The 21,889-nt window shown below is 70.7% G+C and carries 20 protein-coding genes; 8 read left to right on the top strand and 12 right to left on the bottom strand.

The annotated features are described in order from the left end of the window. Positions 1–48: 48 nt before the first annotated feature. Both ACFPZ3_RS18885 and ACFPZ3_RS18880 read right to left on the bottom strand, forming a co-directional pair. Entirely contained in the window at positions 49–1,494 is a 1,446-nt protein-coding gene (locus ACFPZ3_RS18885; RefSeq protein ID WP_379515445.1) for a M81 family metallopeptidase, read from the bottom strand. Positions 1,495–1,505: 11 nt separating this feature from the next. Next, the gene (locus tag ACFPZ3_RS18880) at positions 1,506–2,642 is read right to left on the bottom strand and encodes an ROK family transcriptional regulator (RefSeq protein WP_379515444.1); all 1,137 of its coding nucleotides are present in this window, start codon (positions 2,640–2,642) and stop codon (positions 1,506–1,508) included. A gap of 202 nt (positions 2,643–2,844) precedes the next feature. Between ACFPZ3_RS18880 and ACFPZ3_RS18875 the strand changes: the two genes are divergently transcribed. Genes ACFPZ3_RS18875 through ACFPZ3_RS18860 form a run of 4 tightly spaced genes read left to right on the top strand, consistent with a single transcriptional unit; the run spans position 2,845 to position 8,434 of the window. Further along, positions 2,845–4,575, top strand: a complete 1,731-nt coding sequence (locus ACFPZ3_RS18875) for a peptide ABC transporter substrate-binding protein (protein WP_379515443.1) — start codon at positions 2,845–2,847, stop codon at positions 4,573–4,575. 3 nt (positions 4,576–4,578) lie between these two features. Continuing rightward, a complete protein-coding gene (locus ACFPZ3_RS18870; protein WP_379515442.1) occupies positions 4,579–5,538 on the top strand; it encodes an ABC transporter permease in 960 nt (319 codons plus the stop codon). Then, positions 5,535–6,419 (top strand): ABC transporter permease, encoded by an 885-nt coding sequence (locus ACFPZ3_RS18865; protein ID WP_379515441.1) that lies wholly within the window; start codon positions 5,535–5,537, stop codon positions 6,417–6,419. The genes ACFPZ3_RS18870 and ACFPZ3_RS18865 overlap by 4 nt, the downstream gene beginning before the upstream one ends. A gap of 14 nt (positions 6,420–6,433) precedes the next feature. Beyond that, positions 6,434–8,434 carry an ABC transporter ATP-binding protein gene (locus ACFPZ3_RS18860; RefSeq protein WP_379515440.1) on the top strand — a complete coding sequence of 667 codons (2,001 nt, stop codon included), beginning with the start codon at positions 6,434–6,436 and terminating at the stop codon, positions 8,432–8,434. Between the two features lie 12 nt (positions 8,435–8,446). Here the strand turns inward: ACFPZ3_RS18860 and ACFPZ3_RS18855 are convergent, their stop codons facing one another. After that, positions 8,447–9,817, bottom strand: coding sequence for a pyridoxal phosphate-dependent decarboxylase family protein (locus tag ACFPZ3_RS18855; protein ID WP_379515439.1), 1,371 nt, complete (start codon positions 9,815–9,817; stop codon positions 8,447–8,449). Positions 9,818–9,938: 121 nt separating this feature from the next. On the opposite strand from ACFPZ3_RS18855, the gene ACFPZ3_RS18850 reads away from it, so the two are divergent. Together ACFPZ3_RS18850 and ACFPZ3_RS18845 are read left to right on the top strand one after the other, a co-directional pair. Then, the gene (locus ACFPZ3_RS18850; protein ID WP_379515438.1) at positions 9,939–11,528 is read left to right on the top strand and encodes a SpoIIE family protein phosphatase; all 1,590 of its coding nucleotides are present in this window, start codon (positions 9,939–9,941) and stop codon (positions 11,526–11,528) included. Further along, entirely contained in the window at positions 11,525–12,562 is a 1,038-nt protein-coding gene (locus ACFPZ3_RS18845) for a cobalamin B12-binding domain-containing protein (RefSeq protein ID WP_379515437.1), read from the top strand. The genes ACFPZ3_RS18850 and ACFPZ3_RS18845 overlap by 4 nt, the downstream gene beginning before the upstream one ends. Positions 12,563–12,593: 31 nt before the next feature. Here ACFPZ3_RS18845 and ACFPZ3_RS18840 read toward each other — a convergent pair whose 3' ends face one another. Together ACFPZ3_RS18840 and ACFPZ3_RS18835 are read right to left on the bottom strand one after the other, a co-directional pair. Next, complete coding sequence (locus ACFPZ3_RS18840) at positions 12,594–13,007, bottom strand: VOC family protein (protein ID WP_379515436.1); 414 nt, start codon at positions 13,005–13,007, stop codon at positions 12,594–12,596. Between the two features lie 10 nt (positions 13,008–13,017). Further along, a complete protein-coding gene (locus ACFPZ3_RS18835; RefSeq protein WP_379515435.1) occupies positions 13,018–13,983 on the bottom strand; it encodes a nucleoside hydrolase in 966 nt (321 codons plus the stop codon). 108 nt (positions 13,984–14,091) lie between these two features. On the opposite strand from ACFPZ3_RS18835, the gene ACFPZ3_RS18830 reads away from it, so the two are divergent. Next, positions 14,092–14,310, top strand: coding sequence for a cysteine hydrolase family protein (locus ACFPZ3_RS18830; protein WP_379515742.1), 219 nt, complete (start codon positions 14,092–14,094; stop codon positions 14,308–14,310). After that, entirely contained in the window at positions 14,307–14,759 is a 453-nt protein-coding gene (locus tag ACFPZ3_RS18825; RefSeq protein WP_379515434.1) for a cupin domain-containing protein, read from the top strand. The genes ACFPZ3_RS18830 and ACFPZ3_RS18825 overlap by 4 nt, the downstream gene beginning before the upstream one ends. Positions 14,760–14,795: 36 nt before the next feature. Here the strand turns inward: ACFPZ3_RS18825 and ACFPZ3_RS18820 are convergent, their stop codons facing one another. From ACFPZ3_RS18820 to ACFPZ3_RS18790, 7 genes are all read right to left on the bottom strand, one after another. Further along, positions 14,796–15,740: a phosphotransferase family protein gene (locus ACFPZ3_RS18820; protein WP_379515433.1), complete on the bottom strand. Its 945-nt coding sequence runs from the start codon at positions 15,738–15,740 to the stop codon at positions 14,796–14,798. Between the two features lie 36 nt (positions 15,741–15,776). Next, positions 15,777–16,871 (bottom strand): hypothetical protein, encoded by a 1,095-nt coding sequence (locus tag ACFPZ3_RS18815; RefSeq protein WP_379515432.1) that lies wholly within the window; start codon positions 16,869–16,871, stop codon positions 15,777–15,779. Positions 16,872–16,959: 88 nt separating this feature from the next. Beyond that, complete coding sequence (locus tag ACFPZ3_RS18810) at positions 16,960–19,284, bottom strand: ExeM/NucH family extracellular endonuclease (protein ID WP_379515431.1); 2,325 nt, start codon at positions 19,282–19,284, stop codon at positions 16,960–16,962. A 107-nt stretch (positions 19,285–19,391) separates the two neighbouring features. Further along, entirely contained in the window at positions 19,392–19,634 is a 243-nt protein-coding gene (locus ACFPZ3_RS18805) for a hypothetical protein (protein ID WP_379515430.1), read from the bottom strand. A 65-nt stretch (positions 19,635–19,699) separates the two neighbouring features. After that, positions 19,700–20,230 (bottom strand): Ohr family peroxiredoxin, encoded by a 531-nt coding sequence (locus tag ACFPZ3_RS18800; protein WP_379515429.1) that lies wholly within the window; start codon positions 20,228–20,230, stop codon positions 19,700–19,702. Further along, positions 20,227–20,904 carry a sigma-70 family RNA polymerase sigma factor family protein gene (locus tag ACFPZ3_RS18795; RefSeq protein ID WP_379515428.1) on the bottom strand — a complete coding sequence of 226 codons (678 nt, stop codon included), beginning with the start codon at positions 20,902–20,904 and terminating at the stop codon, positions 20,227–20,229. The genes ACFPZ3_RS18800 and ACFPZ3_RS18795 overlap by 4 nt, the downstream gene beginning before the upstream one ends. A gap of 50 nt (positions 20,905–20,954) precedes the next feature. Next, positions 20,955–21,854, bottom strand: a complete 900-nt coding sequence (locus ACFPZ3_RS18790; protein ID WP_379515427.1) for an RNA polymerase sigma-70 factor — start codon at positions 21,852–21,854, stop codon at positions 20,955–20,957. Between the last annotated feature and the right edge of the window lie 35 nt (positions 21,855–21,889).

Here is a 21,889-nt window from a genome sequence, read left to right as displayed (position 1 = left end):
AAACGGACCGCCCATCAAACCGGATCGCTCGTCAGAACGGACCGTTCGTCAGAACGCGGCATCGCGGTCCAGCGGGAAGATCGGCCGCCTCAGGTTCCGGTAGGGCAGCCGCTGCAGGTCCTGGTCCACGCCTCCCGGCGTGAGCGCCAGCATCCAGTCGGCGGCCGCCTCGAACAGCTCAGGCTCCAGGTACCCGATCTTGACCGTGACCACGTCGGCCCCGGCGACGTCCACACCCAGACGCCGGTACGACTCCAGCAGCCGGTACTGCATCCGCCGCGAGGTCAGGAACACGCTCAGCCCCCCGACGCGCACACTGACCACCCGCCCGCCGTCGGGGTCGTCGGCCAGCGCCTCCAGCGTGCCCTCCAGCAGCAGCGGCCCCGGCAGGCGGGCATCGACGCGACCGCCGGCACGGACGCTGACCGGCGAGCCGATCGGCAGGTGCCCGATGCGCGCCACCGCCTCGGGGTCGAACAGGGAGGCGTAGACGGCGCGGGCCGAGCCGTCGCGGATCTCCGGCCTGGCCAGCATGCGCTCCAGGGCGTAGGTGACGTCGTCGGCGCCGCCCGCGCCCGGGTTGTCGCCGGAGTCGCTGATGAAGTAAGGCCGGGCCGAGCCCTCCTTCAGCGCCACGTCCAGGCACTCGTCCATGGAGCCCGTGGGCGCGACGAAGGCGAACTCCTCGCGCGCGTCCCAGAACGCCTGCCCCAGCTCGCGCGCCGCCAGCTCGGTGGCGGCGGCGTCGGTGCCTGTGGCCACGACCGCCCCGGTGCAGCGCGGCTCGTCGGCCCAGGCGAAGCCGATCCAGATCGCCGCGTCGATCACGCCCGGCCTGGCCTCGATGTCGGGAATGCGGGCGTAGAGGCCGCGGGCGGGCTCGACGCGGGTGCTGGTCATCTCACCCGGCAGCAGGATCGGCACGTGGACCAGCGCCTTGTGCGGCCGGCCGCCATCCGCCGCGTGTGAACCCACGCGTCCCAGCGCGTCGACGAGGTTGCGGGCGGCGCGCTCGCGGGTCTCCCAGACGTCCACGTGGGGCGCGGTGCGGTAGCAGGTCAGCAGGTCGCAGCCGTCGAACAGGGTGGGGGAGACGTTGCCGTGCAGGTCCATCGCCGCCGACACCAGCGGCTCCCGGCCGATCACGGCGCGGATGGCGGTGATGAGGTCGCCTTCCGCGTCCTGGCGGCCCACGACGCTCATCGCGCCGTGGATGTCCAGCAGCACGCCGTCGAACGGGCCGTCGGCCAGGCCCTTGACGATCTCGGCCCGCCAGGCGTCGTACGCGGCGGGTTCGACCGCGCCGCCCGGCAGGGCGCGGGCGTGGACCAGCGACACCCATTCCACCTCGGCCGCCCATGGCTCGCCGCGCCAGTCGTACCTGTCGAGGAGCGCCTGACCGCGGGTGACCTCGAAGTCGGCGGCGTCGCTGAGGTGGGGCGAGAAGGTGCTGGACTCGATGTGGATGCCGCAGACGGCGATACGCAGGGACACGGTGGCGCTTTCTAGGAGGGGCGGATGTCGGCTGTTTCGCGGAGGAGCCGGCCCAGGCCGATCAGGGCCGCGTCCTGGCCGGCGATGCTCGCCTCGATGGACAACGACTGGGTCAGCGGCGGCAGGCAGCGCTCGTAGAGCATGCCCTTGACGGCCGCCACGTAGACGTCCTGGCTCGACAGCACGCCGCCGATGACGACGCTGTCGGGATTGAGGAAGTTGACCAGGCCCGACAGGGCCACGCCCAGCAGCCGGCCGGCCTGGCGTACCAGTGTCACCACGGCCGGGTCGGCGTTGGCGACGGCGGCGAGGACGTCGCGCGTGCTGGAGACGGGCAGGCCGCGCCTGGCCAGTTCGCGGACCAGCGCGGCGCCGCTGGCGACCGTCTCCAGACAGCCGCGGCTGCCGCAGGAACATTCGCGTTCGCCGCTGTCGGCCACGCGCACGTGGGTGACGTCGCCGCTCAGGCCACGCCCGCCGCGGTAGATCTGGCCGCCGCTGACCAGGCAGCCGCCGATGCCGGTGCCGGCCTTGACATAGATCATGTCGCCGCGCTCGCCGCGGGTGACGTGTTCGCCGATCGCGGCGGCCTTGGCGTCGTTGTCGACGACCGCGGTCACCTCGAAGCGCTCGCGCAGGTCGCTCTGGACGTCGTATCCGCTCCAGCCCGGCATGCGGGCCGGGCCGATGAGCCGGCCGTGCGGGAAGTCCACCGGTCCCGGCAGGGCCATGCCGACGGCCAGCAGCCGCCGGCCGGGCGCGTGGGCGGTCCTGACGCCGTCGAAGGCAGCGGTGACCTCGTCGAAGATCGCTTTGGGGCCGGCTCCTATGTCGACGACGAACTCCTGCGCCGCCAGCAGGGCTCCGGAGGGTGAGCAGAGGCCGACGCGGGCATGGCGGCCGCCCAGCTCGGTCACGGCGAACACGCCCCCGTCCTGGCGCAGCCGCAGGATCCTGGGACGCCGACCGCCGGTCGAGACGCCCACACCCTCCTCCAGGATCGTGCCCTCCTCCAGCAGGCGGCGAACCACGCTGGAGACCGTCGAGGGAGCCACCTGCAGGGTCTCCACCAGATCCGCGCGGGAGGCGGCCTTGCCGCTGGCCAGCAGGCCCAAGGCCTGCTCACGCAGACTAGCGGGGTCCGACATGCCTCTCCTCCCAGACGAGCACCACGGATGCTCATCATCGAGCACGAAGACGATCATCGAAAGACATCGCCGCCGCGGACTCTATCCCGAAATAAGTGTGCCGAACAAAGCGGATTTTTCGCATTGACTTACTACTTGTACCTCTATACATTCTCCGGACTGAAGGGCCCCTGGAGGGCACGCGCACGTCTCGAGGAGAACAATGGGGACGAGAACCCGCATCGTGAGCGGCGTGGTGGCCATCGGGCTCGGATTGACCGCCTGCAGCGCGGGCGCCGGCGGCGGTTCGCAGCAGGGCGGCGCGCAGAGCAAGGACACCGTGACCGTGGCCCTCCGCACGCCGAACTGGATCCTGCCGATCTCAGCTCCCGGCTTCACCCAGGGCGAGAACGAGATCTTCGGCACCGCCCTGTACCGCAAGCTGTACAGCTTCAAGCTCGACGGATCCAGCCCCGACAACGTCAACCCCGACCGCTCCCTGGCGGAGCCGCCCGTGGTCAGCGACGGCGGCAAGACGCTGACCATCACGCTCAAGGACAACACCTGGTCCGACGGCAAGCCGATCACCACGAAGGACATCAAGTTCTGGTGGGATCTCGTCACGACCAACAAGGACAAGTGGGCTTCGTACAAGCCCGGCGGCTTCCCCGACAACATCTCCGCCTTCAAGGTCAAGGACGACAAGACGTTCTCCGTGACCACCACGAAGGCGTACAACGCGGCCTGGTTCGTCGGCAACCAGCTCAACCGCATCGTGCCGCTGCCCCAGCACGCCTGGGACAAGGGCGGCGACGCCAAGAAGACCTTCGAGGAGCTGACCGCCGCCTCCAAGGACCCCAAGTCGTACGCGACGAACCCGCTGTGGAAGACCAACAGCGGCCCGTGGAAGCTGGAGAGCTACGTGCCCAGCGGCGAGGTCGTCCTGGCCAAGCAGGACACCTACTCGGGCACCGACAAGCCGAAGATCAACAAGGTCGTGCTGCGGCCGTTCACCGGCGACGACGCCGAGTTCAACGTGTTGCGCGCTGGGCAGATCGACTACGGCTACATCCCGCCGGCCAACCTGTCGCAGAAGTCCTACCTGGAGTCGAAGGGCTACAAGACCTCTCCCTGGTACGGATGGTCGATCACCTACCTGCAGCTCAACTTCAACAACCCCAAGACCGGGGTGCTGTTCGAGCAGCCGTACCTGCGCCAGGCGCTGCAGATGCTCATCGACCAGCCCACGATCAGCAAGGTCATCTGGTCCGGCATGGCCGCGCCCACCTGCGGTCCTGTGCCGGCCAAGCAGGGCTCGCCCAGCGGCCAGGGCTGCGTCTACCCCTTCGACCCGGCCAAGGCCAAGCAACTGCTGGAGAGCCACGGCTGGACGGTGGCCCCCGACGGGCAGACCACCTGCGCCGACCCCGCCCTGTGTGGTGAGGGCATCGCCAAGGGCACCCCGCTGAGCTTCACCGTGACCAGCCAGTCGGGCTTCTCCGCGGCCACCAAGATGTTCGCCGAGATCAAGTCCTCGATGGCGAAGGTCGGCGTGCAGCTCACCATCAAGGAGGTGCCCGACTCCGTCGCGGTCACCCCCGCCTGCAAGCCAGACGAGTCCAAGTGCGACTGGGACATGTCGTTCTTCGGTTCCCAGGGCAGCTGGTACTACCCGGCCTTCGCCTCCGGCGAGCGCCTGTTCCAGACCGACGCCCCCGTCAACCTCGGAAGCTACAGCAACCCCGAGGCCGACAAGCTCATCGAGAAGGCGCAGTTCTCCGCCGACGCCGGCGCTCTGCAGGAGTACAACGACTTCCTGGCCAAGGACCTGCCGGTGCTGTGGATGCCGAACCCCGTCTACCAGATCTCGTCGTACAAGTCGGAACTGCAGGGCGTCGACCCGCAGGACCCGATGAACCTGATGTACTTCCAAGACTGGTCCTGGAAGAGCTGAGCGTTGACCCGGTACCTCCTCACGCGCCTGGGCCAGGCCCTGGTCATCGTGCTCCTGGTGACGCTGATCACGTTCGTGATCCTGCACCTGCTGCCAGGAGGCGCGGCCAGGGCCATCCTGGGCAAGGAAGCGACGCTGCAGCAGATCGCCTCCTTCGACCACGAGATGGGATACGACCGGCCGCTGTGGGAACAGTACGCGCTGTACCTGCAGCGGCTGGTCCGCGGCGACCTGGGCTACTCCTTCCAGCTCAACCAGTCGGTCGTCGAGGCCATCAACCAGCGCCTGCCCAAGACCATGCTGCTGTCGCTGGCCTCCACGCTGCTCGCGGTCGTGGTGGCCGTCCCGCTCGGCGTGATCCAGGCCGTACGCCGTAACCGCTGGCCCGACTACACCATCAACGGGCTGTCGCTGCTGGCGTACGCCACACCGATCTTCTTCATGGGTCTCATGATGATCATTCTGTTCTCCCAGGTGTGGCCGGTCCTGCCGCCCGAGGCCCCGCAGGGCTTCACGATGGCGGAGGTGCTGGCCGACCCCGCCGGGCTGGTGCTGCCCACGCTCACGCTGACGATCCTCACCGTCGCGGTCTACTCCCGCTACATCCGCTCGTCCATGGTCGACAACCTGAATGAGAACTACGTCCGTACGGCACGCAGCAAGGGCCTGTCGGAAGGCCGCGTGATCGTCGGGCACACCCTGCGCAACGGCCTGTTCCCCGTCATCACCCTGCTCGGCATGTATCTGCCCGCGCTGTTCAGCGGCGCCCTCGTGGTCGAGCGGCTGTTCAACTACCCGGGCATGGGGCTGCTGTTCTGGCAGGCGGCGCTCAAGCGGGACTATCCGATCCTGCTCGGCGTCACGCTGCTGATCTCGGTGGCCACCGTGCTCGGCGCGCTGGTCGCCGACGTGCTCTACGCCGCGGTAGATCCGCGCGTACGACTCAAGGCAGGCCGTTCATGACCGCCACCCCGCACGAGGACGAGGCGCCCGTCCGCGGGATGTGGCGCCAGGGGCTCGAGGTCTTCAGCGAGAACCGGCTCGCCCTGGTGGGCCTGGGCATCTTCGTCCTGCTGGCGGCCTTCAGCTTCCTCGGGCCGCTGTTCTACCGGACCGACCAGGTCCACACCGACCTGACCAAGGTCTTCCTGGCCCCCGGCGCGGCCGGGTTCCCGCTCGGCGCCGACGGCGTGGGCTACGACCAGCTCGGGCGCCTGATGCTCGGCGGGCAGACGTCCATCGTGGTCGGGCTGGCCGCCGGCCTGCTGGCCACGGTCGTGGGGACCATCTGGGGCGCCATCGCCGGGTTCGCCGGCGGCTGGGTCGACGCCATCATGATGCGGGTGGTCGACGCGATGATGTCGATCCCCGCGCTCTTCCTGTTCATGCTCATGGCCTCGATCGTCACGCCCACCGTGTCGATGCTCATCGTCATCATCGGCGCCTTCGCCTGGCTCGGCCCCGCGCGGCTGGTCCGCGGCGAGGCGCTCACCCTGCGCACCCGCGAGTACGTCATGGCGATGCGCGGCATGGGCGGCACCGGCGGGCGCGCGGTGCGCCGCCACATCATCCCCAACGCCATCGGCACGGTGATCGTCAACGCCACCTTCCAGGTCGCCGACGCGATCCTGTACGTGGCCTACCTGTCGTTCCTCGGCCTGGGGGTGCCGCCGCCCGCGGCCAACTGGGGCGGCATGTTGTCCGACGGCCTGTCGGACACCTTCAGCGGCCACTGGTGGCTGCTGTACCCGCCGGGAATCGCCATCATCCTCATCGTCCTCGCCTTCAACTTCATCGGCGACGGGCTGAGGGACGTCTTCGAGGTCCGCCTCCGGCGGCGTTAGCAGGAGGTTCGTACATGGAGGCACCCGGTCAGCCGCTGCTGCGGCTGCGTGACCTCAGCACCGACATCGCGCTGCGGCGTGGCGCCGTGCACGCGCTCGACCACGTCGATCTCCAGGTCGGCCAGGGCGAGACGCTCGGCATCGTGGGCGAGTCGGGCAGCGGCAAGACCATGACCGTACTGTCGATCATGGGGCTGCTGCCGGCGGGCGGCCGCGTCGTCGGCGGGGAGATCCTCTTCGACGGCCGCGACCTGCGCGGGATGGAGGCCCAGGAGCTGCGCAGGGTGCGGGGCGTCGAGATGGGCATGGTCTTCCAGGACCCGCTCACCTCGCTGAACCCCACCATGCGCATCGGCGCCCAGGTCGCCGAACCCCTGCGCGTCCACCAGGGCATGGGCAAGGCCGAGGCGCGCGAGCGGGCCGTGGAGATCCTGCGCCGGGTCGGCATGCCCAGGCCCGACAAGATCGTCGACGACTACCCGCACCAGTTGTCGGGCGGCATGCGCCAGCGCGTGGTCATCGCCATGGCGCTCATCCGCTCCCCGCGCCTGCTCATCGCCGACGAGCCCACCACGGCGCTGGACGTCACCACCCAGCGCCAGATCCTCGAACTCATCGACGACCTGCGCGAAGAGTTCAAGATGGCGGTCATCCTGGTCACCCACGACCTCGGGGTGATCGCCGGCCGCGCCGACAGGGTCGCCGTCATGTACGCGGGACGCGTGGTGGAGACGGCCACGACCGCCGAGTTGTTCCGCTCGCCGCGCCACCGCTACACCGAGGCGCTCATGCGCGCCCTGCCCGAGTCCGCCGCGGAAGGTCGCCTCTACAGCATCCCCGGCCTGCCGCCGGACCTGTCGCGGCCCCTGACCGGCTGCCGGTTCGCGCCCCGCTGCGGTTTCGCCACCGACGAATGCCGCACCACCGACGTCACCCTCACCGGGGACGGGCACCAGTTCGCCTGCCTGCACCCGGTCACCGGGCCCGTCACGATCGCCGCGCCGTCCGTCATCACCCGCGCCGCGTCCGACGCCTCCGCTCCGATCCTGACCGTGCGGGACCTGGTCAAGGAGTACGACGCCGGCGGCTCGGGCATGCGCAGGGCCGCCGGGCGGGTCAGCGCCGTGGCCGGCGTGTCCTTCCAGGTCAAGCCCGGTGAGACGCTCGGCATCGTGGGCGAGTCCGGGTGCGGCAAGTCCACCGTCGGCCGTCTCGTCGCCGGCCTCGAAGCCCCCACGAGCGGCGAGATCGTCGTCGACGGCGCCGACATCACCACCCTGGACCGGGGCGCGCGGCACCGCATGCACCGGCAGGTGCAGCTGATGTTCCAGGACAGCTACGCGGCCATGAACCCGCGCATGCGCGTCGACTCCATCCTCACCGAGCCGCTGGAGATCCAGCGGGCAGGCGACGGCGACGCCCGGCGCGCCCGGGTGAGCGAGCTGCTCGACCAGGTCGGGCTGCCGCGGCGGGCGCTGGAGCGCTACCCGCACGAGTTCTCCGGCGGGCAACTGCAGCGCATCGGGCTGGCCAGGTCGCTGGCGCTGCGGCCCCGCCTGATCGTGGCCGACGAGCCGGTCAGCGCGCTGGACGTGTCGGTTCAGGCGCAGGTGCTCAACCTCATGCGCGACCTGCAGCGCGACCTCGGCCTGTCGTACGTGTTCATCAGCCACGACCTGTCCGTGGTCGACTACATGGCCGATCGCATCGGCGTGATGTACCTGGGCAAACTCGTCGAAGTGGGTCCCGCCCACCAGGTGGTCCGCTCGCCGCGCCACCCCTACACCCAGGCGCTGCTCGACGCCGTCCCCACGCCTGACCCCGGCCGCGCCGCCGATTCTGGCTCGGCCATCCGGGGTGAGCTGCCGAGCGCGGTCAACCCGCCGACCGGGTGCCGCTTTCGTACCCGCTGCCCTCTGGCGCAGGACATCTGCGCGACGGAGCCGCCGCTCGAAGGCGCGGCACACCAGGTCGCCTGCCACTTCCCTCTTCGCCAGGAGCCGCCGGAGAGCTGATCCCTCCGCCTTTCACAAGGTGGCCAGGCGGGTGATCGCGGCGATCGAGCGGTCCACGTCCGCCTCGGTCGTGGTGGCATTCGAGACCGAGATCCGCATGAGGCGCCGCCCCCGCCAGGTCGTGCCGCCCGCCCAGCAGGTGCCGTCCGCCTGCACCGCCGCCACCACCCGGTCCGTACGCGCGTCGTCGCCGAAGCCGACCAGCACCTGGTTGAGCACCACCTCGTTCACCACCTCGAACCCGGCCGAGGTCAGCCCGGCGGCGAACCGGCGGGCCAGCGCGCAACAACGGTCGACCAGCGCCGCGACCCCGTCACGCCCCAGCTCGCGCAGCCCGGCCCACACGGCGAACCCGCGGGCCCGGCGCGAGGACTCGGCGGTGAGTTCCGCCCCCAGCGGCACGCCGCCCGAACCGACCAGGTAGGAGGCGGTGTAGGACATCGCCGCCGCGTGCGCGCCGGGCCGTGCGCAGAACGCGAAGGCGGAGTCGTACGGGAGATTCAGCCATTTGTGACCGTCGCAGGCCCAGGAGTCGGCCAGCTCCAGCCCGTCCACCAGATGCCGGGTCGCGGGACTGGCCGCGGCCCACAACCCGAAGGCCCCGTCCACGTGCACCCAGCCGCCGTGCTGGTGGACCAGCTCGCACGCCTCCCTGAGCCGGTCGCAGGCGCCGGTGTTCACGTTGCCGGCCTGGAGGCACACGATGGCGGGGCCGGGGGAGCCTTCCCGCAACACTTTGCGCAGCGAGGCGAGGTCGATGGCGCCGTTCGGCCCGGCGGGCACCGGCTCCACCACGTCCGCCCCGAGGCCGAGCAGGCGCAGCGACCGGTCGATGGTCACGTGCCGTTCCTCCCCGGCGATGACCCGGATCGGCGGCGCTCCGAGCAGCCCGCGTCGTTCCACGTCCCAGCCCACGTCCGCCAGCACCTGGTGCCGGGCGGCGGCGAGCCCGACGGTGTTGGCCGCCTGGCAGCCCGTGACGAAACCGGCCGAGGCCGGCGACGGTATCCCCAGCAGTTCCTTCAACCAGGCGCCGGCGGCGGCCTCGGCCGCGATGGCCGCGGGCGAGGTGACGGCGTTGGTCGCGAACTGGTCCCAACCGGCGGCGAGGATGTCGGCCGCGGTCGCCGCCGGCAACGCCCCTCCGACGACGAACCCGAAGTAGCGCGGGCCGGCGTTCGCCACCAGGCCGGGCTCGGCCGCGGCGATCAGCTCCGCCAGCACCCGCTCAGGTGGCGTGGGGGCGGCGGGCAGCGGGCCCGAGAACGCCTCTGTAAGCGCGTCCTGATCGACCGGTACGCCGACCGGCCGGTCAGGCAACGAGCGCCGGAAACCGGCCGCGTGGTCAGCGGCCAAGCCGAACAGACGACTCAGTTCATCCATCGACGTACCTTATGCGTCTTTGGCGCAGGCACGCGGCCCGGGAAGCTTCGGCCTGGTTGCGCCGAAAAATGGCACAACCAGGATTCTCCGTCGAGAAAGCCATGTACTTCTGGTCAGTAGAGTGAATGATCTCGTAGGGGATCGCGAACGAGGCAGGATCGGCATGCTGGGGGAGGACTCGCCGTACCCGATGCTGGTCGCCGACGCCTCCGGCGCCATCGAGCAGGTGAACGAGGCCGCCCGATCGCTGTTGCGCGGCGCGACCGGTGTCGCTCCGCCGTGGCTCGCGCGTGCCCACCGCGTGCACTCCGCCCGCCCGGCGGGCCCAGGACGCGAGCCGGCTCGCGGACCGATCGGGGAGCGGCTGTTCGAGGCGCATCCCGTGTACGCCGACAGCGGCCGCGTCACCTGGTGGCTGATCGACGTCACCGGACAGCAGCAGGCCATGGAGACGCTGCGAGCCGAGCGGGACTCCGCCGCGTCCATGGTGGACGCCGCCACCGAGTTGCTGGCCTCACTCAACCTCGACCGCTGCCTGGAGGCGGCCGCGCGACTGGCGGTGCGGCATCTCGCCGAGGCCGCACTGGTCGTCATGCCGCTGGGCAGCCGCCGCTACGAGATCGCCTACTGCGATTCGCAGGGTGACGCCGTACGCAAGAACATGAGCCTCGATCCGCGCACGATGCCGGGACTCGCGGAGGCGCTCCAGGGATTCCCGCCGGTGCCGGCCTGCTGGATCAACCCCGCGCAGGTGCCCGGCTGGGTGCTGCGTGAGCGGCCGGGCAGGATACGTGGCGCGGTGGTGATCTCACTGCTCGGATACGGCATGTCCGTGGGCGCACTGATCCTGCTGCGCCGCTCGGCCGGTTTCTCCGAGCAGGAGGAGGTGTTCGCGCGGTTGTTCGCCGCCCGGGCGGGCACCGCGATCTCGATCGCCCGCCTGTACGCCGAGCAGGAGTCCATCACCGACATGCTGATGGCCGGCCTGCTGCCGCCCATCATGCCGCACCTGGACGGCGTCGAAGTGGCGGCCCGCTATCGGGCGGCGGGTGACAGCGCGCGGGTGGGCGGGGACTTCTACGACGTCTACCCCGCCGCCGGTTCGGGGCGGGCGTCGCTGGTGGTGCTCGGCGACGTCTCCGGCAAGGGGCTGGAGGCCGCCGTGCTCACCGGGAAGATCCGCGACACGCTGCGCGCCCTGCTGCCGCTGGCCGACGACCACCAGCGTGTGCTGGAACAGCTCAACGACGTGCTGCTCGCCGGTGACGGCCTCCGCTACGTCACGCTCGTGCTGGCCGCGGTCGAGCGCCGCGGCACACAGGTCGAGCTGCGGCTGACCAGCGCGGGACATCCGCCGCCGATGATCGTGCGCGACGACGGCAGCGTGGACGTCGCTCGTGCGGACGGCACGTTGATCGGCCTTCTGGAGCAGGTCTCCAGCGTCACCGAGACGGTGCTCCTGCGGCCGGGGGAGAAGTGCCTGCTTTATAGCGACGGCGTCGTCGAGGCCAGGGGCGGGCCGCTCGGCGACGAGATGTTCGGCTACGAGCGGCTGCGGGAGGAACTACAGGGGTGTGTCGGCATGCCGATCGCCGCACTGGCCGAACGCGTGCAGATGCTCGCCTCGCAGTGGGGAGGCGATCGGGAGCAGGACGACATAGCGATCGTCGCCATCGGCGCGCCGGGGGCGACGGAAGGGCCGACGGCGTGAAGGACGACATCGAACGGCACGTCAAAGCGTTGTGGGCGGCGATGATGGCCGGCGACGAGTACGCCGCGGTCGCCGGCGCCCGGGCCGCGCTGCACGCCGGTGTCTCCTTGGAGACCATGTTCCTCGACGTCGTCGCCGTCGCGCAGGCCCGCGTCGGCCAGGACTGGCTGGCCAACCGCCTCACCGTCGCCCAGGAGCACACGGCGACCGCCGTCAACGAGCGCGTGCTCTCCGTCCTGGCCCACACTCAGACCACGCCGGACCAGCGTTCCGCGCCGCTCAAGGGACGGCTCACCGTGGCGTGCGTCGACGGCGAGTGGCACACGTTCCCCGCCCGGCTGCTGAGCGAGGTACTGCGGCTGCGCGGCTGGCGGGTCGACTACCTGGGAGCCCATGTGCCGACCCCGCACCTGATCGCGCAGGTGCACAGGACCGCCCCCGACACGGTCGCGCTGTCCGGCTCGCTCGCCACCCGCCTGCCCGCCGCGCACGCGGCGATCACCGCGTGCCAGGCGGCGGGCGCGCCGGTGCTCGTCGGCGGCGCCGCCTTCGGTCCCGACGGCCGTTACGCCCGTCTGCTCGGGGCCGACGCCTGGGCGCCCGACGCCCGGGCCGCCGCCCGCCTGCTCGACGGCGGGCCGCTGCCACGACGCTCCGCGCCCGGCCTGAGCGCGGGCCGGCCGCCGCACCTGGCCGACCCCGAGTACGCCCTGCTCACCGACCGCGCGGCGGACCTGGTCAGAGACGTCATGGGAGAGCTCGTCCCCGAGAAGGGGCCCGAGGGTGCGGAACGACCCGGGCACACCGCCGAGGACATCGCGTACATCGTCGACTTCCTGAGGGCTGCCGTGTACGTGGACGATCCCGACCTGTTCACGTCCTTCATCGGCTGGATGGCGCGGATGCTCACCGAGCGCGACGTGCCGGCCCGCGCCCTGGTCACCGACCTGGAGGCGATGGAGGATCGCCTCACCGACCTGCCGCACGCCCTCGGCGACCTGGCGCGGGCCCGGGCGATGTTGCCGAGCGGATGAGTCCGTCACGACCCTCCGCGCCGCCGGGTCGTCACTTCTGCAACTGGGCGAAGCGGAGCATGTTGCCCGCCGGGTCGCGGAAGGCGCAGTCGCGGACGCCGTACGGCTGGTCGGTCGGCTCCTGCAGGACCTCGGCACCGGACGCGCGGATCTTCTCGAAGGTGGTGTCGCAGTCGGGGGTGGCGAGGACGACGGCGCGCAGCATGCCCTTCGCGAGCAGCTCGGTGAGCGCCTCGCGGTCCTCCTGGGAGGCGTTCGGGTCGGCGTTGACGGTCTCGATGACGATGTTGATGTCCGGCTGCGAAGGCGGGCCCATGGTCAGCCAGCGCGCGCCTTCGTACTTGACGTCGTTGCGCACTTCGAGGCCGAGCACGTCCCGGTAGAAGGGGAGCGCCTTGTCGCCGTCGTCGACGGTGATGTAGCAGTAGTGAAGGGTGAGTTCCATGCCGACAACGCTATGGTCGGAGCCGCTTTCCTGGCTTCTCCATTCCTGACCGGTCTGGGGTGGATCTTGGTTCGGCGTTCTCGACGGCGGCGATCCAGATCTCGGGGAAGCTCTCGCCGTCGAGGTCGGCGAGCACCCGGATGGCTCGCCCGTCCTGAGCCGGTTCGAAACGCAGCACGCCGTCCTCGACGACGGTTCGCAGACGCTGCTCGCCCACCACGGCTCGTGGCCACCCCAGCGCGACGGCGCAGGCGACCGGGTCCCAGTGGATGTTGAGCAGGTCATCGGGCAGCGCGGTGTGGGCGCGGCCGAGGTCGGTCATGCCGGCGTCGGCGCCGTACGCCCGCGACTGACGGGCCAGCAGTTCCCCCAGCGGGCCCGACGCCGCCAGCCGGGTCAGATGGGCGGCCCGGAGGTGCGCACGGAACGCCAGTGGGAGCGTGACCAGGGTGAGCCGGGCATGCTCGGCGAGCGTACGGGCGGCATCGGTGTCGCACTGCACGTTCCAGTCCATCCGCGGCCCCCACGCGGGCAGGCCGGGGTCGAGCGGCCCTGTCCACCCGCCCATGGCGACCACCGGGACCGCGTCCAGCCGGTCACCCAGCGCGGCCACATTGGTGAACGGCCCGATGGCCACCACAGTGGCGCCCAGCTCGATGCTGCGCTCCAGCAGCTTGGTCGCGGCTCCCGGTGGCGCGGGGCGGGCGGCGACCGGCACGCCCCAGTAACGCTCGTGGTCGGGCAGCTCGCCCATGGCCCGGCCTGTGGTGAGCGAGGCGCCGCTGCCGGCCACGACCGGGATGTCCGGCCGGTCGGCCAGGTCGAGGAGGTGGGTGACGTAGCCGGCTCGCCGCCCGTCCGGATCGGCGGTCGTGGTGATCGCCACCACCTCGGCCCCCGGCCAGCCGAGCACCATCGCCAGCGCACAGGCGTCATCGGGATCGCTGCCGAAGTCGGTGTCGATGTGCAGTCGCATGACTGGAGCTCCTTCGTGAAGCCGCGATCATCCATCACGCCGTCTCCGCGATCACCCCATCATGCCGTCTCCTCGACCCCGTGACGTGGCCGGTTCCCGGAGGACACGCTGATCTTCGCGGGGGTCAACTCCGACCAGTGCGTGTACGCCACCCTCATCGACGCCGCCTGCCTCGGCTACGACGTCATCATGCTCACCGACGCCTCGGCCACCACCTCGCCGTCGTACTGCCACGACGCGACCGTCTACAACGTCCGCCAGTGCTACGGCTTCACCGCCTCCACCCCTGACCTGCTCGCCGCTCTGACCAAGGAGGACACCGAATGAGCACCGCCCCGATCCTGCGCCGGCTCGACGAGGTCGTACCGCAGCTGATCTCCCCCCAGGACACCGTCCGCCTCGCCCTCCTGGCCGGCCCCGCCGACGGGTCGCCGACCAGCGTCTTCTTCGAGGTCTGGGAGCCGGGCGGCGCGCAGCCGGACAACTCCCATCCCGACTCGACCGAGATCTTCGTCGTGCTCACCGGCCATGGCATCGCGCACAGCGACGAGCACTCGGTGACGATCGGCCCCGGCGACGTGCTCATCCTGCCGCCCGGTTCGGTGCACCGCATCGAGAACACCTCCGCCACCGAGCGCATGTACACCGTCACGATCATGGCCGAGGACGGCGGCGCCATGCCCGGTGGCTTCGCCGCCCTCGTCGCCGCCGGCACCCCGCTGCGGTGGGACGACACGGACCGGGCCACACTGCGCGGCGGCCGGAACGGCACGTGACACGACCCCGGCAGGGTTCAGGGCCCTTGATCCCGCTCAGCCAGGACCGGCGAGGTCGGCCCAAGGGGCCGGCGGAGCCGAGGTGAAGAAGCGGAGCAGACCCAGGAGCCGGCTCGCCGGAGGGGCGGTCCAGTGGCGTTCTCCTGGGCGTGGAGCCGGATCCGCCAGGCGGCCGAGAGCCCAGGTGAGGTGGTACCACAGCACACGAGCTTCCCAGATCGGCGCACTCGTCGAGGTGCCCTGGCCGCTCTCCTGCCGGTAGCCGTCGAGCATGGCCGGGATGCGGGGGAGGGGCACCTTGGCGAAGTCAACGGCAGGGTCGGCCCATTCGGCATCGCCCCAATCCACGATCCCGTTGAGCTGAGCCGGCGTCCGGGAGACGAGCAGGTTCTGGGGAGCGATGTCGCCGTGGACCAGAACCGTGGGCGGGTTCGAGGGGAGATGCGCCGAGATCCGGTCGAACCAGCCGGTGAGCCAGCGGGCGATCTCGGCGTCGATCCAGCCTTCCTCGAGAAGGCGGTCGGTGAGTGCCCAGGGGTCCGCCGCGCCGTTCTCCACGGGGACCGAAGCAAGGGCCGGTGCGGTGGCAGGGGACAGCCGGTGGAGTTTGGCCAACTCCCGCCCCACCTGCCGGAAGACACGTTCGGTGTCGGCGGTGGGCAGTTCGAGGTCTGCGAGATCTACTCCTCGCGTTCGGGTGAGCACCATGTAGGGCACGTCCACCACGGAACAGGTGTCGTCGAAGGCGACGACTTCCGGGGTGCGCACGCCCGCGTGCAGGGCTACGGGGATCACTGCGGCCTCCTTGACCAGGTCCAGGAGGAACCGCTTGGTCCGTGGGATGCGCAGGACCAGGTCGTCTCCGAGAAGGTAGACACGGTTGGCCACTCCTGTGGGAAGGGGCCGCACCTGCTCGGCGGTGATCCCGTGCCGGTCGGCGATGGCGGCCAGTGTTTCGTCACTCGTCTCGTATGCCAACATGATCGAGCATGCTGGCACGACCGCCGCGGCGAGGCATCATCCCGTCGAACCGGGCGCCTGATACTCCGTGATCACGTTCTGGCCGATCGCCCACAGCGGCTGACCGCCGGGAAGCGCCGTCATCGTGGTCACCGGGGCGGGAGGCGTGGTCCGCGACCACCGCCCGCCCGCGCCGGCCAGCAGCCGGTAGCTGTTCACGGTCTCGGAGAAGAACCGCTGGCCGGCGATCCACACCACGCCATCGCCGCCGCGGGCGATCCCGGTCAGCCGCCCGCCTTCGACGGCGGCCGCCCGCCAGGCCGTGCCGTTCCACCGGTACGACAGCGGGTGGTACGCGCCGTCGTCGGTGTCGTACCCGCCCACGGCCCACACGTCGTCGGAGGCCGGGGCCAGCACCGCCGACAACTCCGCCTCGGACGAGCCGGGCGGCGACAGCGTGGGCAGGGGCACCCGCCGCCAGGTCCGGCCGTCGAAGTGCGCGACGGCGGGCTCCGACTGCGCGTAGGCGTCGCCCGGCGCCGGGTCCACCGCGCCGACCGCCCAGATGTCCCGTGGTGAGAGCGCGAAGGCGGCGCGCGTGGCGATGGGGATCGCCTGGCTGGTCCAGCGCCGCCCGTCGAAGTGCCGGGCCCACCCGTCGCCGAACGTCCACGCCTGCCCTCCGCTCAGCGCGACCACCTCGGAGGCGCTCGCCCGGTCGGGGGTGAACGACCAGCGCCGCCCGTCGAAGTGCAGCAGCCCGGACTCTCCGCCCTCCTGGTCCTCGGCGATGACCCAGACGTTGCCCGGATCCGAGGCGGCCACGTCGGTGAGCGTGACGTATCGGGCCGGCTTCGGCAACTCCTTCGACAGCCGCCGCCAGCCTTCGCCATCCCACCGGACCAGCAACGCCTCGTGGCCGTCGGTGCCGAAGGTACGCTCACCGACCGCCCACGCGCCGTCCTTGCCCGTGGCCGCGATGTCCAGGAACTCGGCGTCGTGGTCCAGGCCCTTCTGCCGGTGGACCACCCGCCAGCGGCCCTCGGGCGGCGCTACGGACGGGACGCCACCGGTAGGGCCGGTGGCCGGGACTGCCGAACATCCGGCCAATGCCACCATCGCCAGGACGACGGCTGCCGGTCGGAGGCCCACCCTGTCTCCCTTCGATGCCCACCGCCAACGGAACCTACCAGCAGGATGTCCCGCCGCGGCGGGGGGTGCCCGCCGCGGCCGCGCTCGTTCAGAGCTTCAGGCCCACCAGCAGCGGGTCGTGGTCGGAGGAGCGGAAGGGGTCGGGCGCGTACAGGTAGGGCGGGTTGAACTCGGTGTTGTAGTCCATGAACCGGCCCTCGTCGGAGTTGACGTGCCAGATGGTGGCATCGGTGACCAGCTTGCGCGCGCCCTTGTCGGCCAGCACGTGGTCGAGCTCGCCTGACAGGCCGTCGAAGACGTAGCTGTAGCGGTCGTCCTTCTTGACGTACTTCTTGCTCAGGCTGGTCAGCCCGCTGTCCTCGAAGGTGTGGATCGGGTCCTCCTCGCCGTAGGCGTTGATGTCGCCGAGGACGAGCAGGTTCTTCAACCGGAGGCTGTCGATCAGGTCCAGTACGGCCCCGGCCTGCTTGACGCGCTTGGCGTTGTAGCAGCTCTGCCCGTCACCCTGGTCGGCGTCGTCGCCGGTGGCCGGGCCGTCCACGTCGGTGCAGCCCTTGGACTTGAAGTGGTTCACCAGCACCGTGAAGCTGGTGCGGCCCTTCGCGAACGTCTGAACCAGCGGCGGGCGGTTGAAGATCGGGTCGGACGACGACCGCGCGGGGCCGACCGGGGTGATCCTGGCCGGCTGGTAGATCAGCGCGGTCTGGATGAGGTCGGTGCCCGGATTGGGATGCGTGATCGCCTTGTACGTGCCCGCGCCCGCCTTGGCGTTGAGCGCGTCCACCAGGGCGTTGAGCGCCACGTCGTCGTTCCGCTCGACCTCCATCAGCCCGGCCACGGCGGGGTCGAGCGTCGTGATGTTGGCGACCAGCTTGGCGAGCTGGCGGTCCCGCTCCCCGGCGGTGGTGGCGCCGCGCGAGCCGAGCGTGGTGAACCAGTTGAGCGTGTTGAGGCTGGCCACGCGTATGTCACCGCCGACCTTCTCCGGCCGGGCGGGGCGGGGGTTCTCGGCCCTGAAGACCACCGGCTCGGTCGGCTGGATGCGGTAGACGTCGAAGCCGAAGGTGAGGACGCCGGTCAGGTCCTTCACCTCGTCGCCGATCCGGACGGTGTTCGAGCCCTTGGTCTGGTAGGGCAGCGTCGGCGGGTTCTGCGCGCCCGAACCGTCGTCGAGCAGGATCGTACGCCGCGCGTCCTTCTCGGTGTCCACGCCCTCGCGGTCGGTCGGCTGCCACAGGCGGTCGCCCTCGGAGAGGGTGATCTCGCCGAACCGGGCGAGGTTGAAGATCTCGGAGGCGACGAGGTCGCCGGTGGCGACGAGCATGCCCTCGTACCGCTCGAAGGTGACGTCCCTCTTGAGCGGCAGTCTCAGCTTGGCCGGACTGATCGTGCCGGTGCCGCAGACGTTCACCACAGTGGCCGGTGAGATCTCGGTGAGGCCGTTGAACTCGATCGCCTTGCCGGAGACGAGCACCCGGTCGCCGGTCTCGACCGGTGAGGAGGAGAAGACGAACAGGCCCTCGGAGGTCGCCGGGTCGGCGTCCGGGGCGGCGGCCTGGACGTAGAAGCCGCCGAGTCCGCCCGCACCCTGGAAGGAGCCGGTGACGACGCCCTCGACCCGCACGTTCTGGCCGTTGACCGGGCTGGTCTCGCCGCTGCCCTGCACCTGGGAGATCTGGTGCGTGGGCGGGGTGTCGCAGCTCTCGGTCGGGGTGGGAGTCGGGGTGGGAGTCGGGGTCGGCTCGCCGCCGCCGCAGGGGGCCGCGGTCGTGGCGCTGTTGCGCGGCGCCGGCGCCGCGGTCTCGAAGTCGGCGCCGTTGTCGTCGGCGTCGGCGCAGCCCCCGCTCTTGCGGAACGCGCCGGTGGCGTTGGTGAGGGCGGGGGCGGGGGTGCCCTCGAAGAAGTTCGCGCCGCCGTACCCGACCAGGTCGGCGAGCAGCGCGAGCTGGTCGTCGGCGCAGGGGGTGGAGGAGCCGTTGCAGGCCAGGCCGTCGGCCGAGCGGACCAGCGCCACCTTGCCCGCGCTGCCGCTCATGTTGATGGAGCCGACACTGTCCGGCTGGGGCAGCGCGCCGCTGGGAGTGGTGCCCGCGGCCAGCTGCACGAGGTGGTATTGGCCGGGCGCGAGGGTGCCGGCCAGGCCGGTCCTGTTGGCGGCGAAGTTCCCGGTGCCGGCGGCGCTGGTGTACTGCACGGACCAGCCCTCCAGCGACACGGGAGCGTCGGTCCTGTTGAACAGCTCGACGTAGTCGTTGGAGAAGGGGGCGCCGGAGTTGCCGCCTCCGCCGTAGACCTGGCTGATGACCACGGTGCCGGGGGCCGCGGCCATGGAGGGTGAGGAGAGGGTGGCGATCGAGCCGGCGACGACGCCGACCGCGACAAGGATCGCCAGGATCCGGGACTTAACTCGCATGTCGGGGAGCGTAAACCGACTATCAGCGAAAGTCCTGTATTAAGAATGGACGAATCATGAAATTTCAATCGTTATTACTGGCCGTGGCGGGTGGCGCCTCAGGCCGGTCAGCAACCGCCACCTCCGCCGCCGCCATCCCCGCCTCCGCCGCCACCTCCGTCGCCGCCCGAGGAGCCGTCCCAGCCGCCGCCCGCGCCAGGCATACTCGAATGGCCGCCAGGTGGGAATCCGGGGTAGCCGGACCCCCTCCGCATGGAGGGCCGGCCGGTGAGCAACGACCACACCGCCCGCACGGCGATGAACGCGATCGCGATGACGAAGCCGGCCGCCACAATCGTTGAGACCGTCACAAGATCATCTCCCTCTGTAGTTCCCCAGAGATCACCTTTCACGGTATATGCGGCACCTACTGCTCTCAGGGTTTAGATCCTTTTGATGGCGCGAGAGTGATGGTGGACGGGATGCCCTGACGGGTCATCTTGGCGTACGGGCACAGCGTGGCCGCCTTGTCGATCAGCCGGTCGGCCGTGCCAGGTTCGATCCCCGGCCACGTCACGACGAGGTCGGCGCTGAGCTGGTAACCGCCGTCGGCGGGGTCGCGGCCGAAGGCGACGCTCACCTCCACCGAGATCGATCCGGGATCGAGGTATTGCCGGCGCGCCAGCAGGCTGAGGGCGCCGTGGAAGCAGGCGGCGTACCCGGCGGCGAAGAGTTGTTCGGGGTTCGGGCCGGTGGCGTCGCCGCCCAGCTCCTCGGGCATCCGCAGCTCCACGTCGAGGGCGCCGTCGGCGGAGCGGACCCGGCCGCTCGCCCGGCCGTGCGCGGAGCTGCCGCCGTTCACGGCGACGCGTGTGGTGTAGAGCGGTTTGAACGCCGAGCCGCCGTAGTCGTGATCGGTGGACAACGCCGGCGCGCGAGGATCCTCGGGCGGGGGCACGCCGGTCATGGGCGGTGCCACCCTTTCAACTTGTCGGGGTTCAGCACGATCCACACGGCGGTGACCTCGGATTCCGCGACGCTCACGCTGACCACCGCCACGGCCTGGCCGCCGCGCCGCAGCACCAGACCCGTCCGGCCGTTCACGGACCCGAGCTCCACCTCGGGGCCGGGTCCGCCCGCCAATAAGGTGATGACGAACCGGGCCACCGCGTCCGCGCCGTGGATCGGGCGCAGGGGAGCACGCAGTTTGCCGCCACCGTCGCTCACGACGAGCGCGTCCATGGCCAGGACCGAACGCAGCCCCGCCGCGTCCCCCGTCTCGCAGGCCGCGGCGAACCGGCGCGCGACCTGGTCGTGCCTGGCGAGCATCGCCTGGCTGAATCTGACCTGAAGCTGTTCCAGGCCGGGGACGGGCCCGGGGTGACGCACCGGGCCACCGGGGACGCGGGCGGGGTCGGCGAGCAGTTCCAGGCAGATGCTTCCGGCGACCCGCGTCAACCAGGCACGAGGCACCGCGATGCCGGCGCGTTCCCCGTCGTCGAGGTCGTACCAGCGGCGATAGGTCTCCTGGACGATGCGGTCGGCCGTCACTTCCGAGCCGAACATCCACACGGCGACCTCGAGCAGGTGTTGCCGTTCGTCGAGCATCTCCGCCAGCGACTCGGCGCCAACGTCGGTCATAGGTTCCTCTGTCCTTTCGGTGGTGGCAGCTATGACCGGACAGCCCGCCGCTATGTGACACCGAAATGATTTTTTCTCGAGCGCGATCGTTCGAAGGCGTCGAGCTTGGCCGGGTTGAGGATCCACATGAGGTGATGGATGCCCTCGGGCGAGGCCTCGATGGTGAGCAGCATGAGAGCGCCGCCGTCTCGGGGTACGAGCACACCGGCGCGCCCGTTCGCCTCGACCCACGTGACCTCTTCGCCCGGCCAGAGCCGCGGCGCGAACGTCCTCACGAACTTCGCCACCCGGTCGCCGCCCATCACGGGGATCCGTGCCGCGCCTCTCATGCCGCCGCCGTCGGAGGTGCTGACGACATCGGCGGCGAAGAGGTCTTCGAGGGCGCCGAGGTTCCCGGTCTGGGCGGCGTCGAGGAAGACCTTCAGGAGGCGGCGGTGCTCGGCCTTGTCGATGGGCTCGTGCCGCGCCCCGGCCACGTGCTTGCGGGCGCGGCTGACGAGCTGGCGGGCGTTGGCCGTGCTGAGCTGGAGGATCTCCGCGATCTGCGTGTAGGGGTAGACGAAGGCCTCACGCAGCACGTACGCGGCCCGCTCTGTCGGGGTGAGCCTTTCCAGCAGCAGCAGGACCGCGAGTTCGAGAGCCTCCTCGCGTTCGGCTCCCACGGTGGGGTCGAGACTGGTGTCGACGGCCTCGGGCAGCCACGGCCCGACGTAGGTCTCGTGGCGGGCGCGGGCGGACCGTGCGACGTTGATGGCCAGGCGGGTGGTGATCGTCGCCAGGAACGCCGACGGGTTCTCGACGGCGGAGCGGTCGGTGTTCTGCCAGCGCAGCCAGACCTCCTGCAGGATGTCCTCGGCCTCGGCCGCGCTGCCCAGCATCCGGTAGGCGATGCCGAACAGGTGCGGCCGCAACTCGATGAACGCGGACGCCGCCTGGTCCAAGGAGTTCACGTTCATGTCCACCCGGGTCGTCGCTGCGTTGAGAT

The organism is Nonomuraea insulae, from assembly GCF_042656245.1.
This window is presented reverse-complemented; position numbering and strand designations above follow the sequence as displayed.